General features: G+C 63.7%; 16 protein-coding genes. 6 read left to right on the top strand and 10 right to left on the bottom strand.

What is annotated here, in order from left to right:
- Window positions 1-32: 32 nt before the first annotated feature.
- Both AC19YY_RS20285 and AC19YY_RS20280 read right to left on the bottom strand, forming a co-directional pair.
- Entirely contained in the window at window positions 33-920 is an 888-nt protein-coding gene (locus tag AC19YY_RS20285) for a LysR family transcriptional regulator (protein WP_492633481.1), read from the bottom strand.
- 235 nt (window positions 921-1,155) lie between these two features.
- Window positions 1,156-3,387 carry a TonB-dependent receptor gene (locus tag AC19YY_RS20280; RefSeq protein WP_500604740.1) on the bottom strand — a complete coding sequence of 744 codons (2,232 nt, stop codon included), beginning with the start codon at window positions 3,385-3,387 and terminating at the stop codon, window positions 1,156-1,158.
- 227 nt (window positions 3,388-3,614) lie between these two features.
- Between AC19YY_RS20280 and AC19YY_RS20275 the strand changes: the two genes are divergently transcribed.
- The 6 genes from AC19YY_RS20275 to AC19YY_RS20250 all read left to right on the top strand — a co-directional run bounded on the left by AC19YY_RS20275 (window position 3,615) and on the right by AC19YY_RS20250 (window position 11,478).
- On the top strand, window positions 3,615-5,972 hold the full coding sequence (locus AC19YY_RS20275; protein ID WP_170043686.1) for a DNA polymerase II: 2,358 nt from the start codon (window positions 3,615-3,617) through the stop codon (window positions 5,970-5,972).
- A gap of 50 nt (window positions 5,973-6,022) precedes the next feature.
- Window positions 6,023-6,655 (top strand): glutathione S-transferase N-terminal domain-containing protein, encoded by a 633-nt coding sequence (locus tag AC19YY_RS20270; protein ID WP_169954794.1) that lies wholly within the window; start codon window positions 6,023-6,025, stop codon window positions 6,653-6,655.
- 164 nt (window positions 6,656-6,819) lie between these two features.
- On the top strand, window positions 6,820-7,374 hold the full coding sequence (locus AC19YY_RS20265) for a DUF4174 domain-containing protein (RefSeq protein WP_032862995.1): 555 nt from the start codon (window positions 6,820-6,822) through the stop codon (window positions 7,372-7,374).
- Window positions 7,375-7,503: 129 nt separating this feature from the next.
- Entirely contained in the window at window positions 7,504-8,019 is a 516-nt protein-coding gene (locus AC19YY_RS20260; protein WP_169954793.1) for a sigma-70 family RNA polymerase sigma factor, read from the top strand.
- The gene (locus tag AC19YY_RS20255) at window positions 8,016-8,975 is read left to right on the top strand and encodes a FecR domain-containing protein (protein ID WP_169954792.1); all 960 of its coding nucleotides are present in this window, start codon (window positions 8,016-8,018) and stop codon (window positions 8,973-8,975) included. The genes AC19YY_RS20260 and AC19YY_RS20255 overlap by 4 nt, the downstream gene beginning before the upstream one ends.
- An 82-nt stretch (window positions 8,976-9,057) precedes the next feature.
- Window positions 9,058-11,478 (top strand): TonB-dependent siderophore receptor, encoded by a 2,421-nt coding sequence (locus AC19YY_RS20250; RefSeq protein WP_500604739.1) that lies wholly within the window; start codon window positions 9,058-9,060, stop codon window positions 11,476-11,478.
- A 343-nt stretch (window positions 11,479-11,821) separates the two neighbouring features.
- Here AC19YY_RS20250 and AC19YY_RS20245 read toward each other — a convergent pair whose 3' ends face one another.
- The 8 genes from AC19YY_RS20245 to AC19YY_RS20210 are packed head-to-tail and all read right to left on the bottom strand — an operon-like array spanning window position 11,822 to window position 22,274.
- Complete coding sequence (locus tag AC19YY_RS20245) at window positions 11,822-13,228, bottom strand: lipid II flippase MurJ (protein WP_500604738.1); 1,407 nt, start codon at window positions 13,226-13,228, stop codon at window positions 11,822-11,824.
- Window positions 13,228-14,049 (bottom strand): acyltransferase, encoded by an 822-nt coding sequence (locus tag AC19YY_RS20240; protein ID WP_170043690.1) that lies wholly within the window; start codon window positions 14,047-14,049, stop codon window positions 13,228-13,230. Before AC19YY_RS20240 ends, AC19YY_RS20245 begins: the two co-directional genes overlap by 1 nt.
- Window positions 14,046-15,443, bottom strand: a complete 1,398-nt coding sequence (locus AC19YY_RS20235) for an O-antigen ligase family protein (protein WP_170043691.1) — start codon at window positions 15,441-15,443, stop codon at window positions 14,046-14,048. Before AC19YY_RS20235 ends, AC19YY_RS20240 begins: the two co-directional genes overlap by 4 nt.
- Window positions 15,443-16,546 carry a glycosyltransferase family 4 protein gene (locus tag AC19YY_RS20230; RefSeq protein WP_492633474.1) on the bottom strand — a complete coding sequence of 368 codons (1,104 nt, stop codon included), beginning with the start codon at window positions 16,544-16,546 and terminating at the stop codon, window positions 15,443-15,445. The genes AC19YY_RS20235 and AC19YY_RS20230 overlap by 1 nt, the downstream gene beginning before the upstream one ends.
- Complete coding sequence (locus AC19YY_RS20225; RefSeq protein ID WP_170043693.1) at window positions 16,537-17,751, bottom strand: glycosyltransferase; 1,215 nt, start codon at window positions 17,749-17,751, stop codon at window positions 16,537-16,539. Before AC19YY_RS20225 ends, AC19YY_RS20230 begins: the two co-directional genes overlap by 10 nt.
- A 25-nt stretch (window positions 17,752-17,776) precedes the next feature.
- Window positions 17,777-19,117, bottom strand: a complete 1,341-nt coding sequence (locus AC19YY_RS20220) for a glycoside hydrolase 5 family protein (protein WP_170058393.1) — start codon at window positions 19,115-19,117, stop codon at window positions 17,777-17,779.
- Window positions 19,117-20,295, bottom strand: coding sequence for a glycosyltransferase (locus AC19YY_RS20215; RefSeq protein WP_500604737.1), 1,179 nt, complete (start codon window positions 20,293-20,295; stop codon window positions 19,117-19,119). Before AC19YY_RS20215 ends, AC19YY_RS20220 begins: the two co-directional genes overlap by 1 nt.
- Window positions 20,295-22,274 (bottom strand): exopolysaccharide transport family protein, encoded by a 1,980-nt coding sequence (locus AC19YY_RS20210; RefSeq protein ID WP_170043696.1) that lies wholly within the window; start codon window positions 22,272-22,274, stop codon window positions 20,295-20,297. Before AC19YY_RS20210 ends, AC19YY_RS20215 begins: the two co-directional genes overlap by 1 nt.
- Window positions 22,275-22,348: the final 74 nt, after the last annotated feature.

Below are 22,348 nucleotides of genomic sequence, written 5' to 3'. Positions count from 1 at the left end.
AAGCGGCCTTCGCAAAAATCGAAGGCCAGTGATCAGTCGCAGTGGCAGGTAACCAGGTAGTCGAATAACGCCAGGCTCGTCGGAGACGGCTGTTGCTGGCGCATGCAAAGGTACATCTGGCGGTCGGCCCAAGGGTCGTCGATTTCGATAAAGCGCAAGGCCATCTCCTTGCGAAAGATCTGCACCGCGCCCTGGGGCAGTACGCCAACCCCTTGCCCGGCGGCAATCAGCCGGCACACCGCTTCAAAGCTGCGTACCTGCACCCGCAGGCGCAGCGGCATGCCAATCGCGGCGGCGGCTTCGGTGATCAGCGCGGTGATGGCGGCGTTATCCTCCAGGCCCACAAAGTCATAGCCCAGCAAATCGGCAAAGCGCGCATGGCGCATCTTGAACGGATGATCATCGGGCACCAGCAGGCACAGGCGGTCCTGGCAGTACGGGGCAAAGCGCAAGTCCTCGCCGCCCGGCTGGGTGGTGACGATGCCCACATCGGCCACGCCATCGCGCACCGCCTGCAGGATTTCGCGGCTGCGCTCTTCGCGGATATCCAGGCGGATGCCGGGGTGCAGAGCGTTCCACTGGGTCAGTTGGCGGGGCAGTTGCTGGCTCATCGCCGAACTGTTGGCATACAGGCACACGCGGCCGGTGGCGCCCTTGGCGTAGTCGGCGAGGTCAGCGTGCATCACATCCACTGCGCGCAAAATCGCCAACCCATGCTCGGCCAACACCTCGCCGGCCGCCGTGGGCGAGACGCCAGTGGAGGAGCGGTGCAACAGGGCGACCTTGAAATGCTGCTCGAGCAACGACAGGCGCCGGCTGGCCGCTGACAGCGAGAGGTGCGACTGCTCGGCCGCCCGGGACAGGCTGCCGAGCTTGACCGTCTTGAGGAACAGCTCGATGGAGGTGAGATCGGGGGCCATGCCAGAGTCCTTGTGCGCGGTCTGTGAAAACTACGCAGTTGGGACAGGACTGTCCAATCGTCTGATACAACGTTGGAGGCGCCGCCGATCCCTTGTGGGAGCTGTCGAGCCCTGGCGAGGCTACGATGGCGGCGGCATTGCCAGCATTGATGGTGACTGACCCACCGCCATCGTAGCCTCGCCGGGGCTCGACAGCTCCCAGCTTTAAACTTTGCTGCCTTGAGTAAAGTGCCGGTTAGAACTCGATGCTCGCCGACAGCTTGGCCACCCGTGGGTCGCCCTGGGTCAGGTAGCCGCCCATTGCCGACTCCCAGTATTTGGTATTGGCCACATTGTCCACGTTCAGCCCCAGGGTGACGCTGCGCTGGTCCACTTTGAAGTTGTAGCGTGCGCCCAGGTCAAAGCGGTTCCAGGCCGGCAGGCTGAGGTTGTTGGCGGCATCCACGTACTGCCCGCCGGTACGCAACATGCGCCCGCTGAGGGTCACGCCTTGCAGGCCCGGCACATCCCATTCCACCCCGGCATTGAGCTGGAACGACGGCACGCCAATCGCGCGGTTGCCGTCGTTGGCGCCGTTCTGGGTGCCCTTGAGCTCGGTTTTCATCACCGTCGCACCGCCGAGCAAGCGCAGGCCGGCCAGCGGTTCGCCGAATACGTTGAGCTCTACGCCTTTGTTGATTTGCTCGCCTTCACGCACGAAGCGTGCGGTGGTGGCATCGATGATCTGGGTGTAGCCGGCGCCGGGCTGCTCGATGCGATACACACCCAGGGTCGCGCCGTAGGTGCCCATGTCAACCTTGACCCCGGCCTCGATCTGCTTGGAGCGTGCCGGCGCGAACGCCTGGCCACCGCCAATCACCGTACGCCCAGAGGAGTTAACCGGCGAAACAGGCCCCTTGGCCAAACCTTCAATCCGATTGGCATACAGCGACACATGCTCCCAAGGCTTGAACACAATGCCGTACACCGGTGTGGTGATCGACTGATCGTAGTTGGCCGTGCGGCTGCCGCTCATATAGTTGTAGCCCTGCACCACCATTTGCTGATGGCGCAGGCCCAGGGTGACCAACAAGCGATCATCGATAAAACCAACGGTGTCGGACACCGCCGCGCTGCGCATGAAGGTCTTGGCGGTGATGGTCGGGTCGCTGAAGTCGGTGCCAGGGGTATTGCGCGGGCTGTTCAGGCGCGGTTCGGCGCCGGTTACCGGGTGGTAGATATTGGTGCTGGTCTTGGCGCTGTCGAACACATAGGCGTTGCGCGCCTCGGTCCAGATCCCGGCCAGGCCGAAATTCAGGCGGTGGCTCACCGGCCCGGTCTGGAAATTGCCCTTCAAGCCGGCCATGGCGCTGCTGTTGTCTTCTTCGTGGGCGATGGTCGAGGCGCTGGTCTGGGCATTGCCCAGGTTGTCGTTGATGGTCACCGAGGAATACCGGCCCATCTCCCGGGTATGCTTGGCACCGCCCGCCGCGTAGGCGGTCCAGTTGTCGTTCAGGTCGTACTCGGCGCGCAGCATGCCCAGGGTGTCTTCAATATTGGTTGCACTCCAGCGCGGCGCGTAGTTGGTGTCGGCGGAAGGGGCGTCGGGTACGTGGGTCACCAGGGGGCCGAGGAACACCGAGTTGCGCCCGCCATTGACGCGCTGCTTCTGATACGCGAAATCCCCCGACAGGCGCAATGCATCACCACGGTAATCCAGGCCGACGGCAAACAGCTTGGAGCGCTGGTTCTCATTGTCGGTGGCGGTATCGCCTTCACGCTGGGACAGGTTCACCCGCGCCCCAAAACGATTGTCTTCGCCAAAACGCTGGCCGAGATCCAGGTGCTGGCCAATCCGGCCTTCGCTACTGATATCGGTGCTGAAGCGGCGCAGCGGCACGTCGTCGGCGCGCTTGGGTTGCAGGTTCACGCCGCCGCCGATACCGGAGCCGGAGGGCGTTACCCCGTTGATAAAGGCGTTGGGGCCCTTGAACACTTCCACCCGCTCCAGGGCGTCGGTGGACATGATCTGCCTGGGCAGGATGCCGTACAGACCGTTGTAGGAAATGTCGTCGCCATTCAGTGGCAGGCCACGAATCACGAACAATTGCGACTGGTTGGCGTAACCCGAGGCCTGGCGCACGGACGAGTCGTTGAGCAGTACATCGCCCACCGTCTCGGCCTGTTGGTCGCGAATCAGTTGTTCGGTGTAGGAGGCCATGCTGAACGGCACGTCCATGATGTCCTGGTTGCCCAAGACCCCCAACTGCCCGCCGCGTGCGACCTGGCCGCCGGCGTACACCGGGGGCAGGGCGCCGGGGATGATGGATTCGGCGCTGATGCTGGTTGCCCCCAGTTCCAGGGCCTGGCCATTGCTCGCATCCTGCGGGGTTTGTTGGGGGGCGCTGTGGACAGCAAAGCTCAGGGAGCAGCACAGGGCGAGCAGGGTCGGGCGAAACGGCACGGCGAGTCGGGTACAAGTGGGCATGGTCGATCCGGACGGCGAAGCGTCAATGTGAGGAAGGGGGCAACAACGTTGCGCTTCCTCGCTGCGCGAATACGACTCCAATGCAAATGATAATAAATGCTAAATGATATTTCACAAACTGATTTGTGATGTATGACTTTTCTGAAGGGCAAAAAATTTCTATTAAGGCCTGATGGCGGATGCCGAGTAGAATCGCGCCCTGAAAGCGATTCCTGAGGTGCGGCAAGGTGGATTTACAGCAGGGTTTTGTCCTGACCCGGCATTGGCACGACACCCCGGCGGGCACGCAGGTCAGCTTCTGGCTGGCGACCGACCAGGGGCCGCGGTATATCCGTCTACCGGTGCAGCCTTCGGTGATGTTTATTCCGTTGGCCCATCGCGAGCACGCGCAACGGGTGCTCAAGGGCGAGCGCGACGTGGAACTGCGCCCGCTGCAACTGTGTGACTTCCACCATCGCCCGGTCCTGGGCCTCTACACCCGCCAGCATCGCCAGGCGATGGACCTGGAAAAACGCCTGCGCCAGGCCGGCGTGGATGTCTACGAAGGCGATGTGCGCCCGCCCGAGCGCTATATGATGGAGCGCTTCATCACCGCACCGGTGGCATTTGGCGGCACGCCCGGCGAGGGCGGGATGTTGCTGGAGGCGCAGATGAAGCCCGCGCCCGACTACCGCCCGGCGTTGAAGCTGGTGTCGCTGGATATCGAAACCACCGCGCGCGGCGAGCTGTATTCCATCGCCCTGGAAGGCTGCGGCGAGCGCCAGGTGTATATGCTCGGCCCGCCGAACAAAACCTGCGCGGTGGATTTTAAGCTCGAATACTGCGACAGCCGCGCCCAACTGCTGGAGCGCCTCAACCAGTGGCTGGCGCAATACGACCCCGACGCGATCATCGGCTGGAACCTGGTGCAGTTCGACCTGCGGGTCCTCCACGAGCATGCCCAACGCCTTAACGTGCCATTGCTGCTTGGCCGTGGCGGCGAGGCCATGGCCTGGCGCGAGCACGGCAGCCGCCACCATTTCTTCGCCGCCGCTGCCGGGCGGTTGATCATCGATGGCATCGAGGCCTTGCGCTCGGCGACCTGGACTTTTGAGTCATTCAGCCTGGAAAACGTCGCCCAGACCCTGCTGGGCGAAGGCAAGTCGATCGCAACGCCGTATCAGCGCATGGACGAGATCAACCGCATGTTCGCCGAGGACAAGCCCGCCCTGGCGCGCTACAACCTCAAGGACTGCGAGTTGGTGACGCGGATTTTCGAGAAAACCGAGTTGCTCAAGTTCCTTCTGGAACGGGCCAGCGTTACCGGCCTGCCGGCAGATCGCAACGGTGGTTCGGTGGCGGCGTTCACCCATTTGTACATGCCGCTGATGCATCGCCAGGGCTTTGTCGCGCCCAACCTGGGGGACAAACCGCCCCAGGCCAGCCCCGGCGGTTTTGTCATGGACTCGCGGCCGGGGCTGTACGAGTCGGTGCTGGTGCTGGACTACAAAAGCCTTTATCCGTCGATCATTCGCAGCTTCCTGATCGACCCCGTGGGCCTGATCGAAGGCCTGCGCCATCCTGACGACAGCGAGTCGGTGGAAGGCTTTCGCGGCGCGCGCTTTTCCCGCACCCGGCATTGCCTGCCGGCCATTGTGGCGCGGGTCTCCGAAGGCCGCGAAGTGGCCAAGCGCGAGCATAACGCGCCGTTGTCCCAGGCCCTGAAGATCATCATGAATGCCTTCTACGGCGTGCTCGGTTCCAGCGGCTGTCGGTTCTTCGACACGCGGCTGGCGTCGTCGATCACCCTGCGCGGCCACCAGATCATGCGCCAGACCCGCGAACTGGTAGAAGCCCAGGGTTATGAGGTGATCTATGGCGACACCGACTCCACCTTTGTCTGGCTCGGCAGTGCCCATTCCCAGGAGGACGCCGCGCGCATCGGCCAGGACCTGGTACAGCACGTCAACCAATGGTGGCGCGAGCGCCTGCACAGCGAATTCGGCCTGCAAAGCGCCCTCGAACTGCAATACGAAACCCACTTCAGCCGCTTCCTGATGCCGACCATCCGCGGTGCGGAAGAGGGCAGCAAGAAGCGCTATGCAGGCCTTGTGACCCGCGCCGATGGCAGTGAAGAAATGATCTACAAAGGCCTGGAAACCGTGCGCAGCGACTGGTCGCCCCTGGCCCGCCAGTTCCAGCAGGAGCTGTACCAGCGCATCTTCCATCGCCAGCCCCACCAGGATTACGTGCGTGACTACGTGCGCCGCACCCTCAGCGGCGAGTTCGATGAGCTGCTGATCTACCGCAAGCGCCTGCGCCGGCAACTGGGCGACTACGAACGCAACGTGCCGCCCCATGTACGGGCCGCGCGCCTGGCGGATGAATACAACGACCGCCAGGGCCGCCCGCGCCAGTACCAGAACGGTGGCTGGATTCGCTACGTGATCACCGTCAACGGCCCCGAGCCCCTGGAAGTACGCCAGGCACCGATTGACTACGACCACTACGTCACCCGGCAATTGCAGCCGGTGGCCGATGCGATCCTGCCGTTTGTCGATGATGATTTCAGCACCCTGGTCGGTGGTCAGATGGGCTTGTTTTAACCCCTGGAACACGTTTCACTCTGGACGCTGAATCTCCAGGAGGAAGGCCCATGTACACGCTCTACGGTACGCAAAGCTCTGGCTCATGCATCGTCGAAATCGCTCTGCAACGCTGCGGCGTGCCGTGGCAGCAGGTCGATGCCAGCCCCTGGGGCGATGCGGCGGGGATGGAGGCCCTCGGGCAGATCAACCCGCTGCGGCAAATCCCCACCCTGCAACTGCCCGACGGCAGCGTGTTGACGGAGAGCGCGGCGATCCTGATCCACCTGGGCCTGGCGTATCCGGCCAGCGGATTGCTGTCCGGCAACCGTGCGCAGATCATTCGCGGCCTGGTGTATATCGCCGCCAACTGCTACTCGGCAATCACCATCATCGACTACCCCCAGCGCTTTCTCGACGACGCCGACGAGGCGGTACAGGCGCAACTGATTGCAGGTACCCAGCAGAAACTGCACCGCACCTGGCAGTTGTTTGCCGAGCAATTTGCCGGGCAACTTTTTACCCCGCAGGGCCTGCCCAATGCCTTGGGCATCATGGCGGCGGCCGTGTCCCGCTGGGAGGGTGCGCGCGACGTCCTGCAACACTCCCACCCCGCGTGCGCCCAGGCCCTGGCGCAGGTGGATGCCGACCCGCAGGTGGCCCCGGTGTTCGCCTGGCACTGGCCGGATTGGCCCGGGCAGTAAGCCTTGGCAATCAGAAGAAACAATGAGCCCCGAAGCGCCTCAAGCCCTTGCGTCGCGGGCGTCCTGGCCTACTCTTTCTGATAGTCGCGTAGGAATCATCCTTGAAATTGACTGTCGCAGACATGAAACTCAAAAACTCTGCATGGAATTGGAAGGAGGTACGCATGCTCGTCCGGTCGCTGACCCTGGCTACCTTGATGGCGTTTACGGGGCCGTTGTTGGCTGCGGATAACCGAGGCCCGCTGGAACAGGATCAAGGCAAATTCCGCCCGCTGATCGTGATTGCACCCAGCTCCATCGACCCGACTCAGGTCCAGCTCAAGAAAGACCTTGAACAGCCTGAGAACAAACAGAAGTTCACCGAGCGCAACATGGTGCTCTACACCGTGAACTACACGAGCATCGGCACCGTCGGCCAGCGTGACGGCAAGGACCTCGGCGCCCAGGACACCAACGCGCTGATCCGCGCCCTGAAGCTTGGCGCCAGTGCCGGCACCAAAGTGATCCTGGTGGGCAAGGATGGCGAGAAGAAAGTCGAAAAGACCGTGCCCCCCGATACCCTTGACCTTGCAGAGTTCTTTGCGGCTGTCGACAAGATGCCCATGGCAGAAAAAGAAGCCGCCGCCCCCGCCGAGCCGGAACCCGCCGCCCCGGCAGCGGGCAAACCTGGCGCCAAAGCCAAGCCTGGCAAGCACGCGCCGCAACCGCTGGAAGATTGATGCTCCTCGCTGGCGCCTACAGGGGAGGTGCCAGCGAACCCTACAAGCTGTATGCCACTTGCAGGCATTGCGCCATGAAGCATATGATAACAGTTATCATTTACGACTTACCTTCTGCGCGCACCCTCCATGCCCCCGAACCCTGCGACAAGCCCTACTGACCTGGCCACCCTGTATCAGCAGCAACACCGCTGGCTGCAGCACTGGCTGTGGCGTCGCCTGAACTGCTCGCAGAGCGCCGCCGACCTGGCCCAGGATACATTCCTGCGCCTGCTGGCCAAGAACCAACCCCTGGAAGTCCAGGCGCCTCGCAGCTTTCTGGCGAAGGTCGCACAGAGCGTGTTGTCCAATCACTTTCGTCGGCAGAAGCTGGAAAAGGCCTACCTGCAAGCCCTGGCGCTGTTGCCCGAAGAGGTCGCCCCCAGCGCCGAGACGCAATGGCTACTCCTGGAAACCCTGATGGCTCTCGACGAAGTGCTCAGCCGCCTGGCATTGCCGGTGCGCCAGGCCTTCCTCTGGTCGCAGCTCGACGGCTTGAGCCACGGCGAGATTGCCGAGCGCCTGGGCACCAGCATCACCACGGTCAAGCGCTACATCGTCAAGGCCGGTGCGCAGTGCATTGTGCTCGACAGCCAGCGCCCATGAATCCCTCGCCCCTGACCCTGGACGCCGCCGAGCAAGCCATGCACTGGCAGTTGGAGTTACAGGCGCCGGATGTCACCGAACAGACCCGTGCGCAATGGCTGGCGTGGCGCCAGCAGGATCCGCTCAACGAGCAGGCATGGCAGTATTCCCAGCGATTTTTCCAGCGTATGCACGAGGTGCGCGACCCGGCGCACCAGGCGCTGGTCAGCGCCACCCTGTTGCCGGCGATGTCCCGGCGCCGGGTGCTGAAAAATCTGGCCCTGTTGCTGGCCGCCGGCAGTGTGGCATGGACCGCCCGGGACGCCGGCCTGCTGCAACCCTGGACCTGCGATTTCAGCACCTCGGTCGGTGAGCAATGGCGCATCGACCTGGCGGACAACAGCCAAATCCAGCTCAACACCGACACTGCTGTCGATGTGAACTACGGCCCCGACCAGCGCCAGATTCATCTGCTGCGCGGGGAGATCCTGGTGTTGCCCAACCCGCTGGACAGCCGCCCGCTGTGGGTGAAAACCGCCGAAGGCCTGACCCACGCCACGGGCGGGCGCTTCAGCGTGCGCCAGCGCGATGGTTTTACCCAGTTGGGGGCTGACCAGCAGCCGCTGGCGGCGCAGATTCCAGCGCGCAACCTGAGCCTTTCTCCCGGCGAAATCATCAGCTTTGACCCGCAGACCCTGCTGGCGCGGCGCTCCCAGCGCGCCGGCGAACTGGCCTGGAGCCGCGGCATGATCGTCGCCGAGGATCTGCGCCTGGAAGACTTCCTCAATGAATTGAGCCGCTACCGGCGCGGGCATCTGGACTGTGATCCGAGCGTGCGCGAACTGCGCGTGTCTGGCACCTATCCACTGGCCGACACCGACCGCATTCTGGTGGCGCTGCAACAGACCCTCAAGCTGGATGTGCAGCATTTCACGCGGTACTGGGTCACGCTGAAACCGCGTCGGGCACAGGTATGAATTTATTTTGCATGCCTGTGGTCCGTTTCCCAATCTCACGAGACTTATATCCCCAGACACTCACTTATCTGGGGAACAGGGCATGCACCCGCAACGCACCATCCGGGCAACACTGAAAAAATCACTGGCCGTGGCCGTCGTCCGTGGCATCGCCAGCTTCGGCGTGGCTGCGCCGTTGTTGCTGGCGCCGGCCTGGGCAATGGCCGCGTCACAGCAGGAATTCGATATCGCCCCAGGCTCACTGGCCGGCGCGTTGAACCAGTTTGGCCAGGCCACGCAGATCCTGCTGTCCTACCCGGCCGCCCTCACGCAAGGGCAGACCAGCCCGGGCCTGCAAGGGCGGCATGACCTCGACAGCGGCCTGGCGATCCTGCTCAGCAACAGCTCGCTGCAAGCGGTGCGTGGCAGTGGCGATAACTACTCCCTGGAGTCCCGGCCTACCGACGGCGCATTGCAACTGGGCACCGTGTCGATCTCCGGCAAGGCGCCGGGGTCGACCACCGAAGGCACCGGTTCCTACACCACGCAGTCGTCCAGCAGCTCCACGCGCCTGAACCTGACGCCCAGGGAAACCCCGCAATCGCTGACCGTCATGACCCGCCAGCGCCTGGATGACCAGCGCCTGACCAACCTGTCCGATACCCTGGATGCCACCCCCGGCATCATCGTATTGCGTGATGGCCTGGGTTCGGAAAGCGATAGCTATTTCTCCCGGGGTTTCCAGATCCAGAACTTCGAAATCGACGGCGTGCCCACCGTCACGCGCATGGACAACTACACCCAGAGCATGGCGATGTACGACCGGGTGGAAGTGGTGCGCGGCGCCACCGGCTTGATCAGCGGCATGGGCAACCCCTCGGCCACCATCAACCTGATCCGCAAGCGCCCGACGGCCGAGGCGCGGGCCAGCGTCACCGCTGAAGCGGGCAACTGGGACCGCTACGGCAGTGGCCTGGACGTGTCCGGCCCGCTGACCGAAACCGGCAATGTGCGCGGGCGCCTGGTGGCCGACTACAAGAGCGAACATGCCTGGGTCGACCGCTACAAGCAGCAAACCCAGTTGCTGTACGGCATCACGGAATTCGACTTGAGCGAAGACACCTTGCTGACCCTGGGTTTCAGCTACCTGCGTACCGACGTGGATGCCCCGGCGCGTTCCGGTTTGCCCACGCGCTTTACCGACGGTTCGCGCAGCAACCTCAGCCGTTCCCTGAATACCGCACCGGCCTGGTCCTATAACGACCATGAACAGACCAGTTTCTTTACCTCCATCGAACAGAAGTTCGACAGTGGCTGGAGCGCCAAGGCCGAGTTCACCCATTCGCAAAACAAGTTCGATGAGGTGTTCAACTACGTCAATGGCAGCCTCAACAGCGATGGCAGCGGCACCACGCAGTTGCCGGTGCGCTTCTCCGGTACGCCGCGCCAGGACAACCTCGACCTGTACGCCACCGGCCCGTTCAGCCTGCTGGGCCGCGAGCACGAGTTGATCGCCGGCGTGACCCTGTCCAAGTACAAGGAAAACGTGCCCAGCCATGGCGGCTGGGACTACGCGTATTCCGGTTCCCCGGCGGGCGCCATCGACAACCTGTTCAACTGGGACGGGCACTCGACCAAGCCGGACTTCCCGGTGACCGGCAAATCCTCGGTGGATGAAAGCCAGTACGCCGCCTACCTGAGCACGCGCCTGCGCATGACCGACGACCTGAGCGTGATCCTCGGCAGCCGGGTCATCGACTGGAAGCGCGAAACCGCAGACAGCCCCTATGGCGGCGTCGCCACCCGCACCGATGAATCGGAGACCGGCGTGTACATTCCCTACGCCGGTGTGGTCTACGACCTGACCGACAACTGGTCGGCCTACGCCAGCTACACCAAGATCTTCAATCCCCAGGCCAGTTGGGTGCGCGATATCAACAACAAGGCCCTGGAACCTATGGAAGGCAAGGGCTACGAGCTTGGCTTGAAGGGCAGCTTCTTCGACGAGCAGTTGAACACCAGCCTGGCGCTGTTCAAGCTGGAGCAGGACAACCTGGCGATCTGGATCGACACCCCGGGCGGCAACACCTACCGCAACGAGAAGGGCACCACCACCGAGGGCGTCGAGCTGGAACTCAACGGTCAATTGGCGGAAGGCTGGCAAGCCTCTGCGGGCTATGCCTATGCGGTCAGTACCGATGCCGACGACAAACGCATCGTCACCACCTTGCCCCGCCAGAGCCTGAAGACCTTCACCACCTACCGCCTGCCGGGCGCGTTGAACAAAGTGACCGTGGGGGGCGGGGTGAACTGGCAGAGCAAAGTCGGTGAAGACCTGCACACGTTCAGTCAAGGCAGCTACGCCATCACCAACCTGCTACTGCGCTATGACGTGACACCGCAGTTGAGCACCTCGGTCAACCTCAACAACCTGTTTGACCGCGAGTACTTCAGCTATGCCGGCAACCACGGGATGTACGGCGCACCGCGCAACCTGATGACCAGCGTCAAATACGACTTCTAGACCCACCCATGACCCCCTGTGGGAGCTGGTTCAGGCACCATTTCCGCTAGCTGACACACCGCCTTCGCAGGCAAGCCAGCTCCTACATTTGAACTGCGGTGTGGCAAAAATCCTAAGCCCAACTGAGATCCCTTGTAGGAGCGGGCTTGCCCGCGATAGCGGTGGTTCAGGCACCATTTCCGCTAGCTGACACACCGCCATCGCAGGCAAGCCAGCTCCTACATTTGAACTGCGGTGTGGCAAAAATCCTATGCCCAACTGAGATCCCCTGTGGGAGCGGGCTTGCCCGCGATAGCGGTAGTCCAGGCACCATTTCCGCTAGTTGACACACCGCCATCGCAGCTCACGCCTTCCACGGCTTGAACCACAGCCCCAACCCTGCCAATACCACGATGCCCGCCAAGGTACTCAACCCCAGCTGCCAGCCATCGTTATGCAGCGGGTGCAGCACCAGTGCCGCGACTCCCAGCAACACCACACTCAAGCCCCACTGCAACGGCCAGCTCAGTTGCCCGAGCAGGTGTTGGCGTTGCATCAGCAGCAGGTTGGTGACGATCACCCCACCCAAGGCCGCCAAGGCAATACCTGGCAGGCCGAAGAAGTACGGCAGTAAGACCAGCAGGCCGGCATTGACCAGGCTGCCCAGCAGTTCACATTTGAGCGGCAGGCGCGTGTCGCCGCTGGCGTAGGCATAGCGCGCGAGCATGGCGTTCCAGGCGCCGAATACCAGGGGCGTAGCGAACCAGGCGAGCAGGGCGGGCAGCGGGCCGTCGGCGCTTTGCGCGGGCATCAGCAGGTGAATCAGCACTGGGCTTGCGCCAATCAGGCCGAGGGCGGCGGGCAGGCTCAGCAAGGTGGCGGCGTCCAGGCCACGGCGCAGGAGTGCCAGGCGTTGTTGGCCTTGCTCACCGCTCATCATCCCCAGCAATACCTGGTTAAGGCTCATCAGCGCGATCAGCGGCAGGTTGATCAGCTTGCGCGCCAGGTTGACCCAGGTCACCGCGCCTTCGCCCAGGTAGCTGGCGATCAACCGTTCGAGCAACGCCAGGCCCTGGCTGGCGACATTGCTCGCCAACAGCGGGCCGATACGCCCCAGCAGTTCGCGGCCGGCCTGGGCATCGCCCCGGACCTGCCAGGGGCGCCAGCCGAATGACCAGACCGGCGCCAGCAGCGGCAGGCACATCAATACGCTGCCGGCAAAAAAACACATCGCCAGTTCCGCGCTGTCGCTGGCCGTGCCGCGGATAAACAGGTACAGCACCGGCGGCAGGTTGAACAGCAGCGAGCCCAGCCCCGGCAGCACAAAGCGCTGGCGCGCCTGCAACGGAATACTGAACAGGCCATGCATCACCAAGCCCGGCGCACAGGCGGCCAGCCAGCGCAGATTGGCGGCAGCCTGGTCGTGGGCGGCGGCGTCCAGCCCCGGGCCGATCAGCCGTACCCACAGTGGCGCGCCGAGTGCCAGCAGGGCGAACAGGCCCAGGCCGACGCCGAGCAGGCGCGGCGACAGGCTGGCCAGCCAGGCTTGCTGGCGTTGTGCATCACGCTGTTGATAGAGGGGCAGGGCAGCGGCGGCGAGCAAGCCGGCGGCCAGGGTCATGCGCAGCGCCTCGGGCAAAAACACCGCCACCAGGAACCCGTCGCTGCGGCTGCCCGCACCCCAGGCGGCCACCAGCAGCCATTCCCGGGCAAAGCCGGCCACCAGCCCGGCCAGCGTCGCCAGGGTCAGCCACAGGGTGCTGCCAAACATCAGTGGAACAGGGTGAACAGGCCCTTGCCACCCACCTTGTAGTTCAGCCCGCGAACGCGTTCGCCCATGACTTTGGCACCGGTGCCGCCGACAATTTTGTACGGCGCGACGGTTTTCGCCACCACGGTATTGGCAGTCACCACCGAGCCTTCGCACAGATGGGTGCCAAAACCGATCAGCGCACGGCTGCCGATCCACACATAGTCGTCGATATAAATCGCCCCGGAAATCGACCAGAACTCCGGTGCCTGCAAGTCATGGCTGCCGGCGATGATCAGCACATGGGAGGCAATCGCCACATGGTTGCCGATCACCAGGCCAGAGCGTGCATCCACCTGGCAATGCCAGCCGATCACCGTGTCGTCGCCGACTCTCAGGTTGTGGATGCCCAGCACCTCGGTGTTGCGCCACAGGCTCGAACCCTTGCCGATTTTCGCGCCGCCCAGGCGCAGCCAGCCGATACGGATGTGGTGACTGGGGATCTTGTTGATCAGGATGTTGTAGGCCATGTCCCAGGCGCTGCGCCAGCGGTCCTTGAGGGTCGGCCAGTTCTTGCCATAGATCGGCAGGAACTGTGCCGGAATGTCCTGTTTCATGCGATGGAACAGCCGACGTGCCACCGGATGCTCGATGGTCGGCTCCACATCGAAGGACGTCATCCAGAAGCGCTTGTTCTCGCCTTCGCCCTCTTCAAAAACCACCTCGTTGGCCAGGCACCAGGCCAGGCCGTCCTGCAGGTCTTGCAGGCTCACGCCGAGTTCGCTGGCCAGGGCGGGCAGGCGGTCACGCAGGTCGGGGGAGTGAATAGTGCGATGTTTCATGGTCGGTCATCCTTTGGTACGCAAACAGGAGCGGTAATGGTCGGGCTCAGGCGCACCTGTTGCAGGCTGATGCCCATCAACAGCCAGAACAGCGCGATCAATACGAAGGTGAAGCTGAAGTAGTGGTCGAAAATCCCCGTCAGCAGCGCCGCCAGCACACCGCATACGCAGCCCAGCCACAGGGCGTTGTCGGCGGTGACCTTGCGCACCATGCCCAGCGGTCGCACTTCGCGCCACCACAATACGGTGATGGCGATGAACAACAGCATCCCCGGAACGCCGATCTTGTAGATGAAGTTCAGCCACAGGTTGGAAATCCCCAGCAGGTTGCTGCCCGGCACCGGTGGGTCGATCTTGAAGCCGATGCCCAGCGGGTACTTGGCCATGACATCGGGGAACCCGGCGTACTCGTCGAAGCGGATCTCGGTACTGGCGTTGGTGGTCGAGAACATCGTCATCAAGCGGTCCTGCAATGGCGGATAGAACAGCACCAGGGCGATCACAAAGGCCACGCCGATGCCGATGATCCGCCCGCTGTGAGGCACGCGCTTGTAGGTCAGCCAGATCAGGATCAGCGCCAGGGCCACAATCGCGCCCCGGGAGATACTCAACAGCAGGCCGGCGCAACCCAGTACCGCCACTGCCAGGCCCAGGGCGCGGCGCCAGCCGGTGCGGGTCCAGCCGTAGAACAGCGCCAGCGGGATAAACAGCACCAGCACGCCACCGGTCAGGTTCGGGTGAACCCAGGGCGAGGCCATGCGCTTGTAGTTAGCCGAGAAGATGTCCTTCACCGCCTCGGGGTGGGCGTATTTGAGGTCGGTGAGAATATCGATCATCGACATCGCGTTGCGCGTCTTGAGGAACATGAAGATCGACAGCGACAGCATCGCCAGGTTGCCCAGCAGCAGGGCGACCACCACTTTGTCGCGGTCGGCATCGGTACGCAGCAGCAGCGGCACGATAAACAGCAGCGACAGGTTCATCAGCCAGCGCACCCAGTTCACCGGGCCGTTGCCCTCGGCGTGGATGATGAGCATGCCCCAGATAAACGGGATGGTGCTGAACAGCATCAGCCACATCAACGCCCGCTCCGTGGGGCGCCAGACCATGAAACCACGGGTCTTGCCGATAAACGATTGCCAGAACACCCCGGCCCAGGTCAGGCCCAGCACCGCTTCGCTGATGGTGGTGCGGATCCCCAGTTGCAGGGTGGTGTAGGGAATACTGGTGGCCAAGACAGCAAAGATCAGCAAGCCCCACAACGGTTTGCGGATCAGGGTCAGCGCCACGCCCACGCCGACCACGATCATGAAGACCTTCATCGGCGGCAGTGCCAACAGCAAGCCCCCGAAGACCAGGCCCAGGAGCAGACTAACGAGTTTTCCTGGCAGCATTAGCGGTTCAATTCCTTGAGCAGTTTATCCAGGCGCAGGCGATAGGCCGGTTCGGCAAATTGCCGGGCCCATGTGCGTTGCAATTGGGGGTCGACCGTGGCCCCAGGTGCAGCCAGTGACACCATCAATGTTTGCAGTTGCAGGGCGTCGTCGGGTGCAAAGCGTGGCGCCGTGGGCGGCGCCACTTCATCCAGGGCCGAACCACGGGCCACCGCAACCTGTGTGCCGACACTCAGCGCTTCCACCACCGGCAAGCCAAACCCTTCGGCATAGGAAGGCTGCCACAGGTACGCGGCATGCCGGTAGAGCGCCTGCAACTGGCCATCGGACAGCCCGTTGCGCCAATGCAGGCCAGGCAACTCGCCGAGGGCCGCCGGCACATCGCTGGCGTGGCCGACCAGCACCAGGTCCGGCACGCTCGGGTCCTGGGCGCGGCTGGCTTGCCATTGCTCCAGGAAAAACGCCATGTTCTTGCGTGGCTCGCGGGTGCCCACCACCAGCCAGTAGCGCGCCGGAATGCCTGCGGGCAGCGGCTCGGGTGCATCGGTGAACTCCGGCACCAGGTTATTCAACACGCGGAACTTGGCCCGCGCCCAGGGAAACAGGCGCGCGGCTTCATCGCACGAGAACTGCGACGGGCACCACACCCGGTCCGCCTGCCACACCGACCAGGCAATCGACGCGCCGTCGATCAGGCGGTAGGCCAGGGCCTTGAGGCGGGAGCGATGGAAGTTGCGGTGGGTCAGTTGAAACAGGTCGTGCAGCACCAGCACATAGCGGGTGCCGGCGGGTTTGCGGCACAGAGGCAGGCCCATGTTGGCCGTGGCGATGTACAGGTCGATCCGCTGTTGGTGGATTTCCCGGGACAAAAAACCGCGCTCAAAGCGCAGTCGTACCTGGGGCCGTTGCAGGCCTTCCAGGGGGCTGGCCCACGCCGGGCACACCGCGGTGGCGCGCTGGGGATGATCCAGGGGTGCCTCGGTAAACAGCACCACTTCAGTGTTGTCCCGTGCGCGCAAGGCTTGCTCCAGGGCCAGCACCTGGCGGGCAATGCCCGACGAAGGTGCGACCGTGGCGGGGCGGTAATCCAGGGCTACGCGCATGCTTGGGGCTCCTGATGGGTTGGCAAGGTGCGGTAGATCTGCTCCAGTTCGTTACCGGCGACCGCCCAGTCGTGATAGTTGCGCGCGTAATCCCGCGCGGCATCCGCCAGTTGGCTGGCCAGTGCCGGTTCGTCCAGCAGGCGCACAATCCCATCGGCCAGGGCCTCGGCGCTTTCGCCGGCCAGGTAGTGTGCCTGGGCCTCGACCGCCAGCCCGGACACGCCCTGGGCGGTACTCACCAGCGGCAGGCCGGCGGCCATCGCTTCCAGCACTTTGAGCTTGGAGCCGCCACCATGGCGCAGCGCGGCGACAAAACCTGCACAGCGGCGTTGCAAGGCCGTCAGGTCGGGGACAAAACCCTGCCACTCAATACGTTCGTCCGGCCAGCGCTCGCGCCAGTGTTCGGGCAAGCCGAAGCCGGCCACCGCCAGGCGGGCGTTGGGGCATTGCAACCAGACCCGGGGGAAGATGTCGTCGAGCAGCCACTGCACTGCGTCGAGGTTCGGCGCGTATTCGTAGTTGCCGACAAACAACAGGCGCTGGCTCTGCGGGTCGGCGCTGACGTCGCTGAAGGCCCGGCTGTCGACCCCGTTGACCACCACGCTCACCGGTGTAGCGGTCAGTTGGCCGATGGCCTGGGCATCGGCCTGGGTCACGGCCACCACATGGCAGGCAGCATCAAACGCCTTGCGTTCCCACTGCTGGCAACGCCATTGGTCGTAGCGCACGAACGGTGCGGCCCATTTCGGAAAGCGGTCATAGGTGGCGCCGCCCAGGCTCGATTCCAGGTTGTGCTCGGTGAGCACAAAATCCCGCGCTTGCTGCTGCAAGAGCGTGAAGTACGGTTGCAGGCTGTAGCTGTGCTCGACCTGGATCACATCCCAGGTTTCGTCCAGCAGTTCGCGAAAGCGCGCCTGCAACACCGGCGACAGGCCGTTGACCGTGGTCAGCAGCGGCCAGGGCGCAAATACCCCGGCGAGCAGGGTCATGGGGTGTTTCAGCGGTCGGCGCGGCACCACGATCAGGCGTTCGAGCAAAGGCTCAAGGGCGGCGTGCACGGCGGCGTCGGCCGGGGTTTTCGATTGCACCAGCAAAGTGATGCGATGCCCGCGCTCACTCAAGGTGCGCAGCAAATGGTACTGCCGGGTCTTGCCGCCGCTGGTCATCGGCCACGGCAGATAGGGCACAATCCACAGGATTCTCACGTGCAGCTCTCCATGCCTGGGCGTGCTACCACACCAATATCTGCAACGACGGTTTCACCACGGGGCGAATGCCGTTGTAATCGTTAAGGGTCTGCCGGGCGCCGGTCAGCGGGTCCAGCAGCTCGGCGTGTTGTACGTTGGGCAAGGTGATGCTGGTGCCTTGCGCGCTCCAGTACATCAACAGGTGTTTGCCGTCTTCGCGGGTCCAGGCCACGCTGTAAAAAGTCTTGGGTACGTCTGCAAGCGCGGGGGTGACCCCAGGCTTGAGCGTCGGCCCGGTGATCTCGAGGAAGCGGGCGAGGGCGCTGTAGACTGGCTTGGGTTCGCCGTTGAGATCCAGCAGGCCGTAGTGCTGGTCACGCACGGAGGCCCGTTCATCCAGGTCGGACAGGGCAAACAGGAAAATCTTCTGGTAGTCCTGGGACGCCATCAACGCCAGGCGGCGCAAGGTGAAATCGGCCTGGCCGTCGACGCCGATCAGGTCCTGCATCTCCTTGGGCCCGGCATAGCTGGACCAGCCCCACTCGGTGGCCCACACATCCTTGACCCCGGCACCGTGCAGCACGGCGTTGAGTTGGTCGCCGCGCAGCAGTACTTCGTTCTTGCCCGGTTCGTCGGTTTCCGGGGTCATCGAGTACGGGTGATACGCCGCGACCATACCCAGGGTTTGTACGCCCAGCGCGCCGAGGGCTTCAAACATCAGGGTCTTGCCGCGCGGCGGCATCTGGCTGTAGTAGGCCATGCCGCCCATCACCTGGATTTTGTCTGGCGCGGCGATATTCAGGGCCTGGTGACTGGCCAGCAGCAAGCGCGCGTATTCCTCGGCATTCACTTGCGGGCGCCAGTTGTTCGGCAGGTTCTGTTCGTTCCACACCTGCCAGGCGTTGATGTTCGGGTAGCGCTTGGCCAACAGGGCCAGGCGCAGGGCATACACGCTGGCATCCCGCGGGCGGTATTGGTCCTGGAATTCTGCGCCTTTGGGAGCGGTGGTGATGAACGGCGCCGACCCCACCAGGTAGAACACCGAGCGGATCTTCTCGGCCGTCAGGGTGCGGTCCAGTTCGTCGAAAGTGCTCAGTTGATAATCTTCTTCCTTGGGCTCCAGGCGGTCCCAGTGCAGGTCGACGCGCACCCAGTCCAGCCCCAGCTTCTGGTATTGGCGAATCTGCTTCTGGTACTGCTCGGGCTTGAACCACAGGAAATGCGCGTTCACCCCCAAGAACTCGCGCCACTCCACAGTGCGCTGGGGCGCCAGGTTCACGGGCTCCGCGTCGACCTTTTCACTGAGCAGCAGTGCGCCGCCCACGGCCATTGCAATGACCAGTGGCAGGTAGCGCCACATCCGGCGAGTAGACGAAGTGTTCATCACAAAGGCTCCTTGACTGCGGCCTGGAACATCTCGGCAAAGCGTTGGGCGGTGCTGGCCCACTGGCGCTGCCGGCCGATCTCGGCAGCGTGGTCGGCCCACTGGCGGGCCTGTTGCGGGTCGAGGATCAGGCGATTCAGGGCATCGCTCAACGAGGCGATATCACCCTGTTGATAGGTGATGCCATTGCCCCCGGCGACTTCTTCGGCGAAGGCGCGGGCATTGGAGGTAATCACCCCGCGCCCGCAGGCGTTGGCCCAGGACAGCGCGCCGCTGGTGCCGCGCATCTGCCCCAGGAAACCGAGTTTTTTCGATTCGCGGTACGGCAGCACCATCACATGGTGGGCCTGGATGGTGTGGGGAATGTCGGCCGAGGGCAGGTCCAGTTGCCAGTCCACCACATCGCCCAGTTGCAGGCTGGCGATCAGTTGGCGCAGGCCATCGAGGTAGTTGCCGGCCGGGTCGAAGGTCATCTCCGGCGCGGTGCCCCCGGCCAGGGTCAGGCGCACCTGGCCCCGGCATTGCGGGTGGGTAGCCAGGGAGCGGGCCAGGGCCTGTAGCAGGTCCTCGATGCCCTTGCCCCGGTAGATAAAGCCGAAATACAGCAGGCGCAACGGTTGCAACGGCGGCAAGGCCACGGGGGCGATGGGCAGGTTGCCGTGGGCAATCACTGCCACTTGCTCAGGTCTTAGCCCCATGCGCTGGCGCAGGCAGTCGCCCCCCAGGCGCGTGAGGGTGATCAGGCGACGCATGCTTTTGGCCAGGCGCCGCTCTTCGTATAGGGTCAATGGGTCGGCGAGCAGCGCCGCGGCCTGGGGCAGCGGGTGGGGCAGGCGTTCGAGCAGGGTCAGCGGGAAAAACAGCTTGGCCCGGCGCCAGATCAGGCGTTCCGGGTCGTGTACGGTGGCGGTCAGCGGCAGTTGCGGCTGGGCCCGGCGCAAGTAATCCAGGGCCTGGAACTCGGCAAAGCGCCCGCCGCCCAGCTCGGCATGGACCAGGTCCACGCCGCGCCAGTCAAAGGCGTGCAGGCGCTGCAACTGTTGCGTCAGGTCCAGGCAGCCTTCCAGAGGCGTCAGCACCTCCAGGCCCTGGTCGCGCAACGCGCTGCGCAAGTGCGCAGCGTAGTCGGCGATCCCGGTCTGCTCCGGCGGCAGCGGCGCCAGCAGCGCAATGCGCATCAGGCCGCACCGCGCCAGCTGTTGATCCGCGCCAGGACATTGGCCGGCACTTCAAAACGGCGGCGGTTGAGGATCATCCCGTCGACTTTGCCGAACGCAGTGGTCAGCAGCGACAGGGCGTTCTCGATGGTCGGCACGGTGCTGGTGCGGGCTTCGATCACCAGCACAATCTGCTCGGCGCGGCGCAGGGTGAGGAACGCCTGCGGGTTGGACGACAGGGCCGAGGCGTCCAGCAGCAGCACTTCACCGGGCTTCGGCGCTTCGGTGCCGTTGACCGAGACCTGGTGGCCGCGCTCTTCGAGCAGGCGCTTGAGTTGCTCGATGATAAAGCTCACGCCTTCGCCATGCCGTGCCGAGGTCAGGCCCAGGGCAAAGCCCTCGCTGGCGATGCGCTCGGCGGGTAGCAGGCTGTACAGGCGATAGATGCTGGCGGTGAGGGCTGCCGGCGTCGCGTGTTGCACATCGGGAATGCTGCTCCACAGCGGTACACCGAACACTTCCTGCAAGCGCGCACCATCGTGGATGCGCTGGTCCAGCAGGTACAGCACGTAGATGGTCAGCAAGCCGACGGCCAGGCCGGCAGGAATGGTGAACAACAGAATCAGCAGGCTCTTGGGAAACACGCGCGCCGGGTTGAGGGTGGCGTGCTCGATCAGGGCGATGTTGCTGATCTGGCTGCTGTCCAGTTCGTGGTCGATGCGCGCCTGTTCGAGGTTTTCCGAGTACAGCGCGTAGCTTTTCTCGGCGGTGCGCAGTTGCTGGGTGAGCTTGTTCAGCTCAGGTTCATCGGTCATCGCCTGGTCACGCTGGGCGCGCAGTTCGGCGAGGGTCTTCTCGTAGTTCTCGATTTCCCCGGCCAGTTTGCGCTCCTGCAACTGGGCATCGATGATCTGTTGCTTGACGTTGATTACCAGGCTGTTGGGCGCGGTGTTTTGCGAGCGTTCCAGGCGTGTCGCTTCCTGGGCGCTGAGGTCTTGCATGTCGCGGATGTTCTGCTCGATCTGGTTGACCTGCGGCGTGCCCGGCAGGTAGGTGCGCAGCAGGCGCGCGCGTTCCACTTGCAGGGCATTGAGCTGGCGCTTGAGGTCAAGCTGGGTCGGGTTGAGGCTGGTTTCCCGGGCCGTCACCACTTCCGCTGGCTGGTTCTTGATCTGCTGGCTGGCGTTGGCCAGGAAGCTGCGGATCCCCGCGATCTGGTTTTGTGCGGTGACCTTGGCGTCGGTGACGCGGTCGATCTGGTTGGTCAGGTTTTTCAGGCGCGCGTCTACGCTGATCGAGTCGATCTGCTTCAAGCGGCCCTGCAGTTGATCCTTGAGCCCCTGGATATTGGTGGCGACCTTGGTGCGCTCGGCTTCATAGAAGGTGTGCAGGCTCTTGCGCCCAAGAATCCGTGCGCGTTCTTCGAGGTAGGCATCGACCCAGGTCTCGACGACTTTCTGCGCGATGACCGGATCATCCCAGGTGAAGGAAATCTCGATCACCGAGGAGCCCGGTTCGTGGCCGGCTTCGAAGTTCTTCTCCAGCTTGGTCGCCAGGCGTTCCAGCGGGCTTTGCTTCTCGGCCAGGCCGACGAATTGCAGGACGCTGCGCACCGCATCCAGTACTTCACCGGCGGCTTTCTTGACGTAGAACTTGGTGACTTTCCAGAAGCCCTGTGGCGGCTCGGACGTCATTGCCAGGTAGCGCTCGGCAACGATATGCACGATGGGCCGGCCGGTGAGCATCTTCTCCTCATCGACGATCGGGTCGTGCTGGGTGCTGGGCGCAATCAGCGTCTGGCGGTTGGCGGCTTCGATCGGCAACGTGGTGTTGTCCCGCCCTGGCTTGACCAGCAAGCGCGCGTCGGACTCGTAGCGAGCCGGCAACAGGAAGGCACCCAACACGGCCACCACAATCGTGGTGATCACGGCCAGTTTGAATTCGCGGCGGAAGATGAAAAACAGCCGCAAAAGGTCGCGTAGAGAGCGGATTTCGATCACAGGATCACTCCATTGAATATGTGGTGTACGCCAGACGGGAACAGTCGGTTCGAGTGATACGAAGCCTGGTCCAT

It is taken from the genome of Pseudomonas sp. MF09156 (genome assembly GCF_059862305.1).
This window is presented reverse-complemented; position numbering and strand designations above follow the sequence as displayed.

Excerpts from the sequence above, each read along its gene's own strand:
- AC19YY_RS20285 (WP_492633481.1), bottom strand. The coding sequence starts at position 920 with ATGGCCCCCGATCTCACCTCCATCGAGCTGTTCCTCAAGACGGTCAAG.
- AC19YY_RS20280 (WP_500604740.1), bottom strand. The coding sequence starts at position 3,387 with ATGCCCACTTGTACCCGACTCGCCGTGCCGTTTCGCCCGACCCTGCTC.
- AC19YY_RS20270 (WP_169954794.1), top strand. The coding sequence starts at position 6,023 with ATGTACACGCTCTACGGTACGCAAAGCTCTGGCTCATGCATCGTCGAA.
- AC19YY_RS20265 (WP_032862995.1), top strand. The coding sequence starts at position 6,820 with ATGCTCGTCCGGTCGCTGACCCTGGCTACCTTGATGGCGTTTACGGGG.
- AC19YY_RS20260 (WP_169954793.1), top strand. The coding sequence starts at position 7,504 with ATGCCCCCGAACCCTGCGACAAGCCCTACTGACCTGGCCACCCTGTAT.
- AC19YY_RS20255 (WP_169954792.1), top strand. The coding sequence starts at position 8,016 with ATGAATCCCTCGCCCCTGACCCTGGACGCCGCCGAGCAAGCCATGCAC.
- AC19YY_RS20250 (WP_500604739.1), top strand. The coding sequence starts at position 9,058 with ATGCACCCGCAACGCACCATCCGGGCAACACTGAAAAAATCACTGGCC.
- AC19YY_RS20245 (WP_500604738.1), bottom strand. The coding sequence starts at position 13,228 with ATGTTTGGCAGCACCCTGTGGCTGACCCTGGCGACGCTGGCCGGGCTG.
- AC19YY_RS20240 (WP_170043690.1), bottom strand. The coding sequence starts at position 14,049 with ATGAAACATCGCACTATTCACTCCCCCGACCTGCGTGACCGCCTGCCC.
- AC19YY_RS20235 (WP_170043691.1), bottom strand. The coding sequence starts at position 15,443 with ATGCTGCCAGGAAAACTCGTTAGTCTGCTCCTGGGCCTGGTCTTCGGG.
- AC19YY_RS20230 (WP_492633474.1), bottom strand. The coding sequence starts at position 16,546 with ATGCGCGTAGCCCTGGATTACCGCCCCGCCACGGTCGCACCTTCGTCG.
- AC19YY_RS20220 (WP_170058393.1), bottom strand. The coding sequence starts at position 19,117 with ATGAACACTTCGTCTACTCGCCGGATGTGGCGCTACCTGCCACTGGTC.
- AC19YY_RS20215 (WP_500604737.1), bottom strand. The coding sequence starts at position 20,295 with ATGCGCATTGCGCTGCTGGCGCCGCTGCCGCCGGAGCAGACCGGGATC.